Origin of the sequence: Methanothermobacter sp. KEPCO-1, assembly GCF_008033705.1 — an archaeon.
GTDB classification, from domain to species: Archaea; Methanobacteriota; Methanobacteria; order Methanobacteriales; family Methanothermobacteraceae; genus Methanothermobacter; species Methanothermobacter marburgensis.
The window spans coordinates 1,334,799-1,349,128 of the sequence record NZ_CP042937.1 but is presented as its reverse complement, the minus strand read 5'-3'; the positions used below and the strand labels follow the sequence as shown (position 1 = coordinate 1,349,128).

Genomic DNA, 14,330 nt, shown 5'->3' with positions numbered 1-14,330 from the left:
AGTAAAATAGTTATATGGAGACCATTAATTTATAACTATAAGTTTTGAGGTGTCAGTATGGAGAAGGTGAAGGAATTCAGGGGTATAAAGGAACATCTCGGTGTATTCCGGGAGGCTGTTAAGGATGCTGATAGTATAGGCTTTGCAGGTGTACCCGGGGTCTGCACACCCTTTGCCCAGCTATTTGCATACGCCTCAAGGGACAAGGATAACATATTTATACCCAACACGGACTTTAAAAGGGCAAGAACACTGGAATTAACAGAATATGGGGTTGAGCTTGGTGAAATGAAATCAGAAAAGGTCGATGTCCTCGTGCTGCTGGGGGGGCTCTCAATGCCAGGTATAGGTTCAGATATTGAGGAAGTTAAAAGGCTCACCGATGAGGCCCTTGTTGAGGGCGGGATGCTCATGGGAATATGCTACATGGACATGTTTGCAAGGGCCGGATGGTACGACCTCCTTGACTTTGACTGTGTCATAAACGCAGATATAGAGGGGTTCGTCCTCAGAAGGTGATATTTATCGATTTGAAGAGAAAACCTGAAGATGATGGGACATCTGAGGGCACAGGGTACACCCATGAGTCCAGTGTGAGGGCCCTTGATATGGTCCCTGGACAGCTATATGAGACCATAGTTGTAACGTGGGATGAATCAATGAGGGGGAATGCCGCCCCCATCGGAGTCCTCTGCACCGGTGAGCGGAGTGTGACCCTCTACCTGTATCCTGGAACCCGCACACTTGAGAATATACTCAGAAACAGAAAATTCACGGTGAACGTGACCCTGGATCCCCTCATCTTCACCGAGGCCACCCTGGGTGAGCTTGGCGATGAGATGTTCTCATCCCACAGGGAATACCTTCACCTCAAGGGCGCCGATGCATTCTTCACCGCAGAGGTTGATTCTGTTAAGAAGGTGGTGAGGACCGACCGGTACGGTGAAACAGAGATCCACATCGTAAATGCAAGGACCCCTGAGATTTTCAGGGGTGAAGATTTCAGGATCGTCCTTAACAGGGGAATATATGCTGTTATAGAGTCACTCATAAATTACACCCGGGCAGGCTTCATGGACCCCCAGGACCTTATGAACAGGATCCGTGAAATGAACAGGGTTGCAAGGAAGGTTGGGGGACCCCGTGAACGGGAAGCCATGAAAAGGATAATAAGGGCCCTTGAATCAAAGGGGTTTAAGTGATCACCCACTGAATACATCCAGAACAAAAAGACCAACCATCACCCAACAATAACATCTACGAACCGGAAGTCATCCACACTGAAGAGACCCCTATCACCTATTTTCAGTTCAGGGATAACCAGAAGCGAGAGGAAGGACATCGTCATGAATGGGGCACTCAGAGTGCAGCCAAGTTCGCACACAAAATCGTTGAGGTCCTCCATTCTGGATGCGACCTCCACTGCATTTCCATCTGACATTAAACCTGCAACCGGGAGTTCAAGGGTCCTTTGGTCATCATCTGAAACAGCCACAAGCCCCCCACCTGTTTTTTTGAGGATATCGACCGCCCTCTTCATGAGTTCTGAATCTGTGCCCACTGTTATGACGTTGTGTGAGTCATGGGCCACAGTTGAGGCAATGGCCCCTTCCTTAAGTCCGAAGCCATGAACGAATCCATTGGAGATGTTCCCCTTACCATAACGATCTATAACCGATACCTTAAGTACGTCCAGGGATGGGTCCGGGGCTACGAAACCATCATTTACCCCAAGTCTCTTCTGCAACTCCCCTGTCACTATCTGGCCATCGAATACATCAATTACCCTGACAGTGACCTCATCATCTGATTTCACCTCAAGATCCTCTGCAGTGAAATCAACGATTTCAAGGCGGTTCATCTTCCTGTGACTGGTTTTAGGGGCTTCCAGGTATCTTCCATTCTCTGCAACGACCCTTCCATCAATGTAGACCCTCTTAACATTGAAGTCCCTTAGGTTATCAACAACCACCATGTCGGCTGCCCTTCCAGGTGCTATGGCCCCTGTATTGAGGTTGTAGTGATCTGCAGGGTTCACGGTAGCCATCTGCACAGCTTTAACAGGGTCAACACCGTATTCAACAGCCCTTCGGAGTATCCTGTCCATGTGACCCCCCAGGAGGTCTGCTGGGTGGATATCATCTGATACCAGGAAGTCACAGTCGACGGCTACAAGGTCCCTGAGGTTCCTTGCGCTGGAGCCCTCCCGCGCCATTATCTTCATTCCAAGTTCCCTTTTCTCAAGGGCCTCTTCGGGACTCACACATTCATGTTCTGTGGATATACCGGCCCCTATGTATGCACACAGTTCATTACCTGATAGTAGGGGGGCGTGGCCGTCCACCGGCTTATTGTGTTTCCCTGCAGCATCTATCTTCTCCATTACTTTCTCATCCGCTGATATCACACCGGGGAAGTTCATCATTTCGCCCAGTGCCACCACAGAGTCCCTTGAAAGGAGGTCCTCTATCTCCCTGGCTGAGAGCTCTGCACCTGATGTCTCAAAGGGTGTTGCAGGTACGCAGGATGGTGCCGTGAAGTAAAATTTCAGGGGTGTGTGCGAAGCATCCTCCAGCATGAACTCAACACCCTCAACACCCATAACATTGGCTATCTCGTGTGGATCAGAAACAACAGCGGTGGTGCCATGGGGGATTGCAGCGGCTGCAAAGGATGATGGGGTGAGCATTGAGCTTTCGATGTGGACATGGGCATCCACAAATCCCGGGAGGATTATATCGGTGAAGTTCCCCTCCACCCTCCGGACACATGTTATCATGCCACCTGAAAATTCAACCTCTGCAGGGTATATATCCCCTGTGAAGACGTTGAGGATGTTACCCCTTATCATCTAATCCCCCAGGTTGTTCATCTTTTTGAGTTCATGGAGGAGTATGGGGATGAACGCACCCACATCTGTAACCACGCTCACAGCCTGTGAACTGCCCCTGTCAGAGAGCTTCGTTACGGTTGCCGGGTTTATATCAACGCATATTGTCTTTACACGTGATGGGAGTATATTTCCAGTGGCTATTGAGTGGAGCATGGTGGCTATCATTATGACCATGTCGAGGTCCTGAACGTACTTCCTCATCTCATTCTGGGCCTCCATGACATCGGTTATGACGTCAGGAAGCGGCCCATCATCCCTTATTGAACCTGCAAGGACAAATGGCACGTCATTCTTTATGCACTCATACATTATCCCTGACCTGAGGACCCCCTTCTCCACTGCATCCCTTATTGAACCGGCGCGGTTTATCTCGTTTATTGCATTGATATGGTGTCTGTGACCCCTGCTTACGGCCTCACCCCTCTCAAGGTTAACCCCGAGTGAAGTGCCGTACAGGGCTGACTCTATATCATGTGTAGCAAGGGCGTTACCTGCAAAGAGCACATCTATAAAACCACGCCGTATCATCTCTGCAATCACAGGTGCAGAACCTGTGTGCACAATTGCCGGGCCACCGACAAGGCCTATCTTACCCCCCCTCCTTTTAATATCGGTTATCTCAGAGGCTATCTTCTTTATGGTGGTCACAAGGGGTTTCTCACTTGAAACATCACTGCCCATGAATTCAAATACCCCCTGCTTACCCCTGGGCCTCTCGGGTGGTACCACCTTTATTCCTTCCCTTCCAACAACAACCAGGTCCCCCTCCCTTATGTCCCTGATGGGTTTGCACCGGGCAGTTTTTGCCTCAGGGTCAACGACTATCATGCAGTCCATCTCTATCCCCTCAACCTCCAGCCATTCGCCTCCGTGGTAAATGAAGGTCTGATGGTTGGTTGTGGAGTAGAAGTCATCAGGGAGAACCCTGTCCATCGGGGCTCTTTTCAGCTCAACCTCCCTTATCTCTGCTATGGACGCCCCTATCTCACTGAGTTCATCCAGGATTTGGTTGAGGAGTGATGGTGTCTCCGCCTCCACAAGTATCCTTGCATGGCTTGGATCAGATTTTCTCTTTCCTATTTCGATTTCAAGTATCTGGAAATCCCCGCCCATATCCATTATTATATCAAGGGCCCTGGGGAGTATGAGACTGTCAATTATGTGACCCCTGAGTTCCACCTCTCGAGTATTCATGATTTACACCACCGGGATTGATAATTAAATGGTTGGCCAACAAAGTATATAAAATCTGCTGGGATCAGGAAGGGAATCCGGGCTTTTAGATGCTTTAAAGAATTATAAAAGTGTCAGAAGGTCATAGATTATCTTGGCCGCATTCACAGATGTCTGATCCCCAAAGCCGGTGGATGCAACTTCCACCACATCAAAACCAACCACATCCTTCCTGGAGAGAACCTCAGCGATATCCTCGAGAACCCATGGCGTGAGACCGCAGGGTGTGGGGTTACCAACGGATGGTGCATATGCCGGGTCAAGTACATCCATGTCGACTGAGATATATACAGGGTCCCTGATACCCTTGAGGGCATCAAGCGTCTCCTCAGGGTTTCGCATTACCTCATGGGCCATTATGCATCTTATACCGTTCTCCCTTACAAATGCAGCCTCATCGGCTGATGCCGAGCGAACACCAATCTGTATTACCTCCGCCCCGATTTCATGAACGCGCCTCATGACGGTTGCATGGGAGTACCTCTCGCCTGCATAGCGATCCGCCATATCCATATGTGCATCGAGGTGGATAACCACTGGGGCACCATCCCGGGATATGAGTTCCTCAACCACAGGGAGTGTCACCGTGTGCTCACCGCCCAGGGTGATGGGTTTGAGGCCCAGATCCAGCACCCCACCTATGGAGTCACCTATGAACTCTGCGGTTCTCTGGAAATTACCCGGCACCACATCCACGTCACCGAAGTCGAAGCATTTAACGCCCGGCTCTCCTGAAAACCTGAGGTTATATGATTCAAAGCTGTAGGATGCCTCCCTAACTGCCAGGGGGCCGAAGCGTGTCCCTGGAACATAGGTGGTTGTGGAATCAAAGGGGACCCCCAGTATTCCAAATGAAAGTTCCGGTATCCTCTCAGGGTCCGTTGTTGAAAAAGCAAATTTCAGAGGGTCTTCTGTATGTAAAAGCATTCAGATCAAAAACCTGATTTTATCAGATTGTAAAAAAGGAGTTTGTGGGATTATCCCTTGGTCCTCATGAGTTTCCTCTGACCGAGGGCCTCTATGTATTCCACCTCAACACCCTCAACCAGCTGGTCGCTCAGTTCATCAGGTATGGGTGTTTCAAAGGTTTCATAGGTTTCAAGGTCCATCAGCTGGACGTCTCCGCCCATTATTGCAAGAACCTGGGCTGTCCTCTTGTCGATTATGGGTATGTCAACCTTTGAGTCAACAGGTTTAACAAAGCTCCTCTTCTGGTTGTCAAAGATCCCAACAGCCTCAACACGGGCCTTTGCTGATCCATGCTTGCCCGGAGATGATGTTGAGATGTTTGTAATCTTTGATGCCTCACCATCAATGATCACGTACTTTCCAACCTTAAGTGTCTTAACTTCAACCACTTTCTTTGACATTAATTTTACCTCCTGTTAGAATGAGTGATATGAGACAGATGTATATCTATTAATCTGGTGCACATATATAAAAGCTTTATAGAAACAGTACCCCTTGTGATTAAATTGAATCTGATAAGAAGTGATTGAGATGAAGGTTGCTATAACATCAGGTAGCTCTGAAGGGCCCACCAGGCTCAATGCCTTTGACAACGCACTCCTTGAAGCTGGAATAGGTGACGTGAACCTCATAAAGGTTTCAAGCATACTCCCCCATGGCACGAAAATAGTTGAACTTCCACCCCTTGAACCCGGGTCCATGGTGAACTGTGTGCTCTCATACAAAATATCAGATACCCCCGGTGACCTCATATCCGCCGCCATAGCAGCTGCAACTTCAGATGAGTTCGGATGTGTCGTTGAGAACTCTGCGGTTAACAGAAACCCTGAGGATGTGAGGGAAGAGGCCATCTCAATGGTCAGATACATGATGTCTGTGAGGGGACTTGAAATAAATGAATTAATAGTAGAAGAAACAAACCATGTTGTTGAAGAGTGCGGGGCTGCTGTATCAGCGCTCATCTACCTTGATTGAACTCAAGAAGGGGGTTGAATGGAAGAATCAGACATCTACTACTGGAAGAGCATCGCAGTTAAAATGGCCGAGCAGGTTGAAAAGGCTGTTGCTCCCCTTGTAGGAACTCCAGATGCCGGGGAGATAATCAAAATGGGGGCTGATGGAACACCCACAAAACTCATAGACCTCGTGGCGGAGGATGAGGCCATAGGTGTGCTTGAGAACACCGATCGACCAGTCACCATAATAAGTGAGGAGATCGGTATTCTCCACATAAACCAGGAACCCCCGGATGAACCCAGAATAATCTTCGTTGTGGACCCCCTCGATGGTACAAGCAATGCAATAAGGAACATACCCTTCTACGGGATCTCTGTGGCTGTTGCAGAATATATCCCTGGAGGCGACCTCCCCTCCCTCAACAATGTCGTCATGGGTTTCGTGAAGAACTTTGCAACTGGAGACCTTTACTGGGCAATAAGGGGTCAGGGCGCCTTCCTGAATGATAAAAAAATCTGCGCATCAAGCCAGAACTCCCTGGATAGGACATCCCTCGGTGCATTCATCTACGGTACGAGATTCCGGAGGGTTGATAGCATCTGCAGGGTGATCCGCCGGATGCGCATTCTGGGCTCAGTGGCCCTTGAACTCGCATACGTTGCAAGCGGATCATATGACGCCTTCATGGACCTGCGGGAGAATCTGCGAATAGTCGACATAGCCGCATCCAAGCTCATCGTGGAGGAGGCCGGTGGTGTGGTGACAAATGAGAGGGGCGAATCAATAGACGGTCTGCTAAACGTCAAGGCAAGGACCTCACTTATCGCTGCAGGGAACATGGAACTCCACAAAAAGATAATGCAGACCCTGGAGGTCATCTGATGCGTATAGGTATAATAGCCCGCTTTGATGTGCCTGAAGCCGTTGAACTTGCAGGTAAGGTGGCCTCATTCCTTCTGAACAGGGGCGTTGAGCTGAGCGTTGACCTCAAGATCACAGAGGAGCTACCTGAACTCCGTGAATACGGAAAGGACATCAGGGACATGGATGTCGACATGATACTGACCATTGGGGGGGACGGGACAATACTCCGCACCCAGAGTCTCATAGAGGGTAAGGAGATACCGATCCTTGGAATAAACATGGGCACGGTCGGTTTCCTCACGGAGGTTGACCCTGAAAATGTCTTCTCGGCCCTGGAGGATGTTCTTATTGGCAACTATGCCGTTGAGAGGAGAACCCTCCTCAGCGTATACCATAACGGTGAACTTCCATCAGCCCTCAATGAGGTTGTTATGATGACAAGGAAGCCCGCCAAGATGCTCCACATAGAGATATCTGTTGACGACGAGGTGGTTGAGGAGCTCAGGGCGGACGGTATAATCATAGCAACACCCAGCGGTTCAACAGCCTATTCCATGTCCGCTGGGGGTCCAATAGTTGATCCCCGTGTGGAGGCCTTCCTTATAGTCCCCATCTGCCCCTTCAAGCTTAGCGCCAGACCACTGGTTGTCTCCAATAAAAGTGTCATCAGGGTCAAGCTCTTGAGGAAGGGCAAAAAGGCCATCGCAGTGATTGATGGGCAGTATGAGGAGGAGATCAACCACATGGAGGAGGTTGTATTTAAAAAATCGGATCACTGCGCCCACTTTGTAAGGCTCAGTAAGGACTTCTACAGGAAGGTGCGTGAGAAGCTCATAGAGGGGGGTATAGACTCAATAAAGAGTTAAAGCTGATTTTAAGCTCTTGTAGTCGCAATGGTTAACCAAAGCCATTTAACTGGACTAATGTTATACAGATGACCAAAGACCTCAAAACCATCTCAAAACCCAAAAAAGGTTAAAAAAGGTTATACGGATGACCAAAGACCTCAAAACCATCTCAAAACCCAAAAAAGGTTAAAAAAGGTTATACGGATGACCAAAGACCTCAAAACCATCTCAAAACCACTTGTTGTTGACCTCACACATGGTGGAGTTACCATTGCCCGTGAACTGAAAAAAATATCGGACCATGTCCTTGCATGGGACATATACGGGACACTGAAGGGCTCTGACCATGAAATGCTCCTTGAAATGGGCATCGATGAGGTCGATGGTCCCATAGCCGATTCAACCATAATAGCACCGGTCCACTGCCCGGTTAAAGCAGATATAACCCATCATGAGATAACAGGTCTTCTGCTGGGCCCCTGGAAAGAAGCACGTGGGATACCTGTGGTTGAGGTTACAGGCGTAAAGGGTAAGACCAGCACGGTATGGATACTCAGAAAGATCATGGAGAACCTGAATCCTCTCATCCTGAGCAGCCTGGGGTCCTATGCGGGTTCTGAACTCCTGAGGAGGGATATAAGTATAACCCCTGCCAGTATGATTGAGACCGTGAAACTCGCTGGTCCCCGTGATTATGGTTCAGCCATCTTTGAGGTCTCCCTTGGTGGCACGGGGCTTGCAGATGTGGGTGTGCTGACAAATATAGCCGAGGACTACACCATAAGAAGGGGCACATCAAGGGCCAGTTCCGCCAAGAGGCAGATATTCAAAAGCAGAATGGTCTGCTGCGACCTTCAGGCATTCAACAAGTACTACCGGAATTTTGAGGATAAAACAAACACATTCTCGGTTGACACCGGTGCCAGTGTCCATGCCACCGATATCAGGTACGGCCTTGATTCCACGGTGGCCAGTGTCATCGTGGAGGACCTTAAAACCATTGATGGTGACCGGATCAATACAGAGTTTGGAATTGAAACATTTGCACCTGCAGGGCACCATCTATCAAACGTCCTTGCCGCAGTCAGCGCCGCTCTCACACTTAACCTTGATGTGAGTGACATCCAGCAGGGGGTTAAGGGCTTCCAGGGAATACCTGGCCGCACATCAATCAGAAAAGTGGATGGTGCCTGCATAATAGAGGAGGTGAACCCTGGTCTGAATGTGAAGGCCGTCGAGTACACACTGAAAATGGCCGAGGACCTCCCTGATCCTGCAGTAATCATAGGTGGAAGATACGGTGTTACCTGTGAGGATATAGATGAGGACAGACTCTCTGAAATTCTTAGAGAATTCAGTGACCTCAACATCATGTTCACCGATGAACTGGGGTACAGTATAATGAGAAAAACCCATAAAAACAGCCCCTACTTTAAGTCCCCTGATGATGCACTGAAGGCTGCCCTTGAACATGAAACCGTGATCCTGATTTACAGGTCAGAGTACCGTGACCTCTCAAGAAGATGATGAGTAACGCAGTGTATGTAATCAGAAATTGGGTTTTTTTAATAATCGTGACTTTTTAAAAACTTATAAATAGGATGCCATAAATTTTTCAAGTGATTAACGTTTACTGGAGATGATTCATTGATAGCTGGAACAAGGGGGAGTCGCCTGGCACTGGTACAGACAGACCACGTCATTGATATGCTCAGCAAAATCTGCGGTGAGAGGATCGAAAGGAGAATCATAAAGACAAAGGGTGACAGGATAAAGGATTCCCAGCTTTACAGTATGGACTCAAGGGGTCTCTTCACAAGGGAACTTGACATAGCAGTCCTTGAGGAGGAGGTTGACTTTGCTGTCCATAGCCTCAAGGACGTCCCCAGTGACCTTGATCCTGAACTTGTGATTGCAGCGGTACCCCCACGGGAATCCCCCAATGAGGTCCTTGTATCCCGTTTTGACTGGGATGAACTTCCCCCCGGTGCTAAACTTGGAACAAGCAGTCTCCGGAGGGAGGCATTCTGCAATCATCACCAAAAAAATTTTAAGATGGAGCCCCTAAGAGGAAATATAGATACTAGGATAAGAAAGGTGATGGAAGGGGAAGTCCATGCAACCATAATGGCCGAGGCGGGTTTAAAGCGTCTAGGACTCGAAAATTGCATTAAAAAAAGATTCACTCTGGAATACTTCACGCCCGCCGCTGGGCAGGGGGCCCTGGCTGTTATAACAAGAAGAGACAGTGAACTGAGGGAATCAATTGAGAGGATAACCCACTACCCCTCCCAGCAGGAGGTCGCAGCCGAGAAGGCTCTCCTCCGGGAACTGGGTGCTGGGTGCCAGTGCCCACTTGGCGTTATAGCAAGGGCCTCTGATGGAGAGATCAATCTCTATGCTGTTCTTCTAACAAGAGATGGTGAGATACTCAAAAGAGTTAATGTTAAAGGATCTGTTGATAAAGCAGAGGAAATCGGTAAAAAAGCTGCCAAAGAAATGGAGGATTATATTTGAGAAAGATAAATGTGGGTGTAATCGGCGTTGGAGCCATGGGTTACAACCATGCCAGGGTTTACTACAGACTTAAAAATGCGAATCTTATGGCCGTATCCGACATAATGAAGGGAACACTCCAGAAGGTTGCCAACAAGTACGATGCTGTAGGGTATGTGGACTACGAGAACCTCCTTGAGATACCAGAGATAGAGGTAGTCAGTGTCTGCGTGCCAACCACCCACCATTACCGTGTGGTCATGGATACCCTTGAACACGATAAAAACGTTCTTGTGGAAAAACCCATTGCATTCACACTTGAAGAGGCCAAGGAGATGGTGAAAACAGCCCGCAGGAAGGGTCTGAAGCTGGGGACAGGACATGTTGAAAGGTTCAACCCTGCTGTTCAGAAGGCGAAGGAGTTAATTGAAAATGATGTGATAGGGGACGTGGTTTCCGCATCTGCAAAGAGGGTAGGCCCATTCCCTCCAAGGATAAAGGACGTTGGTGTTACAATTGACCTTGCGATACATGACCTTGATGTCATGCACTACCTCTTCAGTGAACCCGTGGCAGAGGTGTACGCGGTCATGGGGAGCATACTAGAGAAGTGTGAATATGAGGACCATGCAGAGATAATGACAAAGTTCAGAAGCGGAATCACAGGGATGCTTGAGGTTAACTGGCTCACCCCCTACAAGAGGAGGAAGCTCGCCATCACAGGAACAGATGGTATAATAAACGTTGACTATATCGATCAGAAGCTGGATGTGTACGGAAAGTTCGCCCAGGACATCCAGATCAAACATGAGGAACCCCTCAGGAATGAAATCAAATCATTCCTCTCATCGGTTATCAACGATGAGGAGCCTGAGATAACCGGTGAGGATGGCATATACGCCCTTAGAACTGTACTTGCAGCCATGAAATCTGCGAGGGAACACAGGCCCGTGAAACTTAACGGTGATATTTGAGGTGCTTGTAATGGAAAATGAGCTTATAAAGAAGGCTAGGGAACTGAGGAAAAGGGGTTTTACAACAGGGGAAATTGCAGATGAACTGAACGTATCAAAGGATACTGCCAGGTGGCTGACGCTTCAGACCGCCAGTTCAGTTTCCCCAAAGGAAGTCCCTGTGGATTTTGCCATCAACTGGGAAAGCCTCGGCGGCAGTTCATCCCGTATGAGGTATGTTTCGGCTGCAATGGCAGACATGGCACTCAAGTACGGTGTTGCAGATGTTGTGCTCGGTATAGCCATAAGCGGCATACCATTCGCCACCCTCATGGCCGATGTTATGGGAGCTGAGACAGGTCTTGAAACATCCCTTGCCGTCTTCCACCCCGTGAAACACAGGAAGGATGAGGGGGCAGAGGGTGCCATAAGCAGCAACTTTGCAAAGGTGAAGGGCAAGAGGGTTGTGGTTGTTGATGATGTGATAACCAGCGGGAGGACCATAGGTGAGGTTGTAAGGGTCCTCAGGGAGCATGGAGCCAAACCCCTGGCGGTCACCGTCCTCATAGATAAGAAGGGGATCTCTGAGGTTGATGGTGTACCGGTCGAGTCACTCATAAGGGTCAGCAGACTTGGATGATAACCATCCCAATTCATTATCCCCACCTTACCCATGAGCACATCCCTAAAGACTTTTTTCATTCTCTAAAAACCTGAAATTTCACTCTAAATCCTTTTATGGTTTTTATACCCTATTTAACCTTTTAAATGGTTTTAAACCTTAATATCATCCCATTCAATTAAATGTGCTCTCCAGCACCTGTATACTGAACTCCATTTTTTAAATGCATTCAGTGTTCTGCCTAATACTGGGCTGCAGATCAGATGATTGATTAAAAGATTACCACAATCCCATCTAATTTTGAATTATTTTTTCAGATAAAATCGTCAGATATCGATAAGATTTCATTTAAACATAGTTAATACTATGTCAGGTCATGTATATGAAATCGGTTTTCTGAAAAACGTCAAAATTTTAAGGGAATTTTTTTCAGCCCTGAAAGACCTGTTCATTTATGGTGGAATTCTCCCCGGGCTCTGGGGGCCATCACTCCTTCTGGCATCGTCCGCACTTCTTGAAAAACAGTGCAGCCCCATAAACGTAGCGATATCCTTCATACTCCCCCTAACTGTGTACGCCTACGACTACCTTGCAGACTCCAGAGTGGATTCCCTCACAGACCCCCGGAGGTCCCTTTTCAGCGAACGGTGGGGTAAATCGATTATTGCATCATGTGCAGTCACAATTATCGTGCTGCTTGGCATATGCAGGGACCCCTTCATAACAGCTCTTACCGTGGTTCTTCTGACAGCAGGGATCCTCTACACAGGATTCTTCAAGAACCTCACAAGAAGAATTACTGGCTTTAAAAACATCTACTTGGCCATCATATGGAGTTCATGGACCGTTCTACCGGTAGATCCCTGTACCCTCACAGCATCGCACCTCGTGGTGTTCACATTCATTTTTCTGAAGGTATACGTGAACACCGCCTTCAGTGACTATAAGGATGTTGAATCAGACAGGCTGAAGGGACTCAAAACACTTCCTGCAGTTTACGGTGCAGATGGGAGTTCAGTTATCCTGCAATTTATAAACGCCTCTGGCGCGGTTTTTCTGTCTGCTGCTATAATCCTTGGACTTGTACCTGGTACAGGTGTTGCTGCGGTGATCCTTACCATCTACACCGGAATTTACCTACATCTGAAGGGGGAGATGGATATAAAAAGAGCCACACTCATTGCGGACCTTGAGGGTCCCCTTCACTTGATACTTATTCTGGGATCCTAAGGTGCCGTTTCAATTAAACCCCCTAAGGATCAGGGGCGGTACCTCAGTATCGCCCCTATACCCCCAAAGGCCCTCAGGAGCTGCATACCCTCCTCTGTCTCTGTTGATATGATCTCAACCTCGGTTCCAACCTCCTCGGCCATCTCAACCAGGTCATCGATCATATCCCTCCTGTCTGAGAGCCTCATCTGATCGTTACATTCTGGACAGGTTTCGGTGTCCGGTAGATCCTTACCTGTCTTCTCCATACTGTGACCACATGAGGCGCACTCGTAGGTTCCCCTCTGGTATTTGATGTCCTCTGAGAGCAGTAAAACCTCAACTGCGCCCATCTGGAGGTGCTGTCGGACCTCCCTCTCACCATAGGATGCAAGTCCATCCTCATTTATGAGTTCCCTCAGGAAGCGCTGGACCAGTTTCTTCTCCCTCATCACATCAATTTCACTCAGGACGTCCATTGACTTGTCGATGACCTCCCTGATACCGAATTCCCCTGTGTATGATGTGTCCACCGTGGTTATGACCTTCTTCTTGAGTTCATGGTGAAGGTAGTCCCCGTTGAGGAACTCCTCCTTGGTGTGTCCAGGGCCCCCGAGAATGATGCCCTTGAGGTCCTCTATCTGGAGGAAGGCCTCGTTCATGTGCTCCCCTATCCTCTTGAGGAACTCGTGGGCTGCCAGGTCTATGAGGCGGTCGAACCTCCTCTGGGACTGACCACCCGCCTTGTGCTTACCTGGAACACCACTTGTGAGGGTCTTTAGGATGTCTATCCTCTTACCCCTGAGGGTTGCAATGGTCGCCTCCTTCCTGTCAAGTACAGCCAGGCCGTAGGTCTCCTTCTCCTCAAGCATCTCCCTGAGGGGTTCAAGGTAGAACTCCGAGTTACAGTGGTATATGTAGGTCTTTATGGGTTCAGGTGGCTCGAAGACGTAGGTTTCCATCTTCTCTGTGCCGGGGCCTCCGCGGGGGACCATTCCCACGAACATCACAAGGCCCTTCTCGGGTGGTCTCGGGAAAAGCTTCAGCCTCTGCATTATAACCTCAATTGCTGACTGCACATTCTTCTTGGTCTGCTTGCTCTTGATGTTGGCGCTCTGGCTCAGCTCCTCCCTCATATGCTTTGCAACGTCACTGATCTGCCTGTCGGGGGGTATGTATACCGATACAAGCTCTGTCCCCCTTCCCCTCTTATCTGAGAGTTCCTGGAGGGTTCTCTTGAATTCGAAAAGCTCCTTTGATGATGGTTCACTCACTATGAATCACTC

General features: G+C 48.7%; 15 protein-coding genes. 10 read left to right on the top strand and 5 right to left on the bottom strand.

The annotated features are described in order from the left end of the window. Positions 1 to 57: 57 nt before the first annotated feature. Together FVF72_RS07235 and FVF72_RS07230 are read left to right on the top strand one after the other, a co-directional pair. Positions 58 to 519 (top strand): DUF2124 family protein, encoded by a 462-nt coding sequence (locus FVF72_RS07235; RefSeq protein WP_147671701.1) that lies wholly within the window; start codon positions 58 to 60, stop codon positions 517 to 519. Between the two features lie 11 nt (positions 520 to 530). Beyond that, a complete protein-coding gene (locus FVF72_RS07230) occupies positions 531 to 1,202 on the top strand; it encodes a DUF447 domain-containing protein (protein WP_147671700.1) in 672 nt (223 codons plus the stop codon). Between the two features lie 38 nt (positions 1,203 to 1,240). Here the strand turns inward: FVF72_RS07230 and ade are convergent, their stop codons facing one another. The 4 genes from ade to eif5A all read right to left on the bottom strand — a co-directional run bounded on the left by ade (position 1,241) and on the right by eif5A (position 5,496). Further along, on the bottom strand, positions 1,241 to 2,851 hold the full coding sequence (ade, locus tag FVF72_RS07225; protein WP_147671699.1) for an adenine deaminase: 1,611 nt from the start codon (positions 2,849 to 2,851) through the stop codon (positions 1,241 to 1,243). Next, a complete protein-coding gene (locus FVF72_RS07220) occupies positions 2,852 to 4,087 on the bottom strand; it encodes a TIGR00300 family protein (RefSeq protein ID WP_147671698.1) in 1,236 nt (411 codons plus the stop codon). Positions 4,088 to 4,189: 102 nt separating this feature from the next. After that, entirely contained in the window at positions 4,190 to 5,053 is an 864-nt protein-coding gene (speB, locus tag FVF72_RS07215; RefSeq protein WP_147671697.1) for an agmatinase, read from the bottom strand. Positions 5,054 to 5,103: 50 nt separating this feature from the next. Next, complete coding sequence (eif5A, locus tag FVF72_RS07210) at positions 5,104 to 5,496, bottom strand: translation initiation factor IF-5A (RefSeq protein WP_147671696.1); 393 nt, start codon at positions 5,494 to 5,496, stop codon at positions 5,104 to 5,106. A gap of 130 nt (positions 5,497 to 5,626) precedes the next feature. Here eif5A and FVF72_RS07205 point away from each other — a divergent pair, with 130 nt between their 5' ends. The 8 genes from FVF72_RS07205 to FVF72_RS07170 all read left to right on the top strand — a co-directional run bounded on the left by FVF72_RS07205 (position 5,627) and on the right by FVF72_RS07170 (position 13,065). Beyond that, on the top strand, positions 5,627 to 6,070 hold the full coding sequence (locus FVF72_RS07205) for a pyruvoyl-dependent arginine decarboxylase (protein ID WP_147671695.1): 444 nt from the start codon (positions 5,627 to 5,629) through the stop codon (positions 6,068 to 6,070). An 18-nt stretch (positions 6,071 to 6,088) separates the two neighbouring features. Next, on the top strand, positions 6,089 to 6,934 hold the full coding sequence (locus tag FVF72_RS07200) for a bifunctional fructose-bisphosphatase/inositol-phosphate phosphatase (protein WP_147671694.1): 846 nt from the start codon (positions 6,089 to 6,091) through the stop codon (positions 6,932 to 6,934). Continuing rightward, a complete protein-coding gene (locus FVF72_RS07195; protein WP_147671693.1) occupies positions 6,931 to 7,782 on the top strand; it encodes an NAD(+) kinase in 852 nt (283 codons plus the stop codon). The genes FVF72_RS07200 and FVF72_RS07195 overlap by 4 nt, the downstream gene beginning before the upstream one ends. Before the next feature lie 186 nt (positions 7,783 to 7,968). Beyond that, on the top strand, positions 7,969 to 9,291 hold the full coding sequence (cfbE, locus tag FVF72_RS07190) for a coenzyme F430 synthase (RefSeq protein WP_147671692.1): 1,323 nt from the start codon (positions 7,969 to 7,971) through the stop codon (positions 9,289 to 9,291). 120 nt (positions 9,292 to 9,411) lie between these two features. Continuing rightward, positions 9,412 to 10,281, top strand: a complete 870-nt coding sequence (gene hemC, locus FVF72_RS07185) for a hydroxymethylbilane synthase (protein ID WP_147671691.1) — start codon at positions 9,412 to 9,414, stop codon at positions 10,279 to 10,281. Then, positions 10,278 to 11,234, top strand: a complete 957-nt coding sequence (locus tag FVF72_RS07180) for a Gfo/Idh/MocA family protein (protein WP_147671690.1) — start codon at positions 10,278 to 10,280, stop codon at positions 11,232 to 11,234. The genes hemC and FVF72_RS07180 overlap by 4 nt, the downstream gene beginning before the upstream one ends. Before the next feature lie 10 nt (positions 11,235 to 11,244). Next, the gene (locus FVF72_RS07175; RefSeq protein ID WP_147671689.1) at positions 11,245 to 11,853 is read left to right on the top strand and encodes an orotate phosphoribosyltransferase-like protein; all 609 of its coding nucleotides are present in this window, start codon (positions 11,245 to 11,247) and stop codon (positions 11,851 to 11,853) included. 348 nt (positions 11,854 to 12,201) lie between these two features. Then, on the top strand, positions 12,202 to 13,065 hold the full coding sequence (locus tag FVF72_RS07170; RefSeq protein WP_147671688.1) for a UbiA family prenyltransferase: 864 nt from the start codon (positions 12,202 to 12,204) through the stop codon (positions 13,063 to 13,065). A 29-nt stretch (positions 13,066 to 13,094) separates the two neighbouring features. Here the strand turns inward: FVF72_RS07170 and prf1 are convergent, their stop codons facing one another. Further along, on the bottom strand, positions 13,095 to 14,318 hold the full coding sequence (gene prf1, locus FVF72_RS07165) for a peptide chain release factor aRF-1 (protein WP_147671687.1): 1,224 nt from the start codon (positions 14,316 to 14,318) through the stop codon (positions 13,095 to 13,097). Positions 14,319 to 14,330 lie beyond the last annotated feature (12 nt).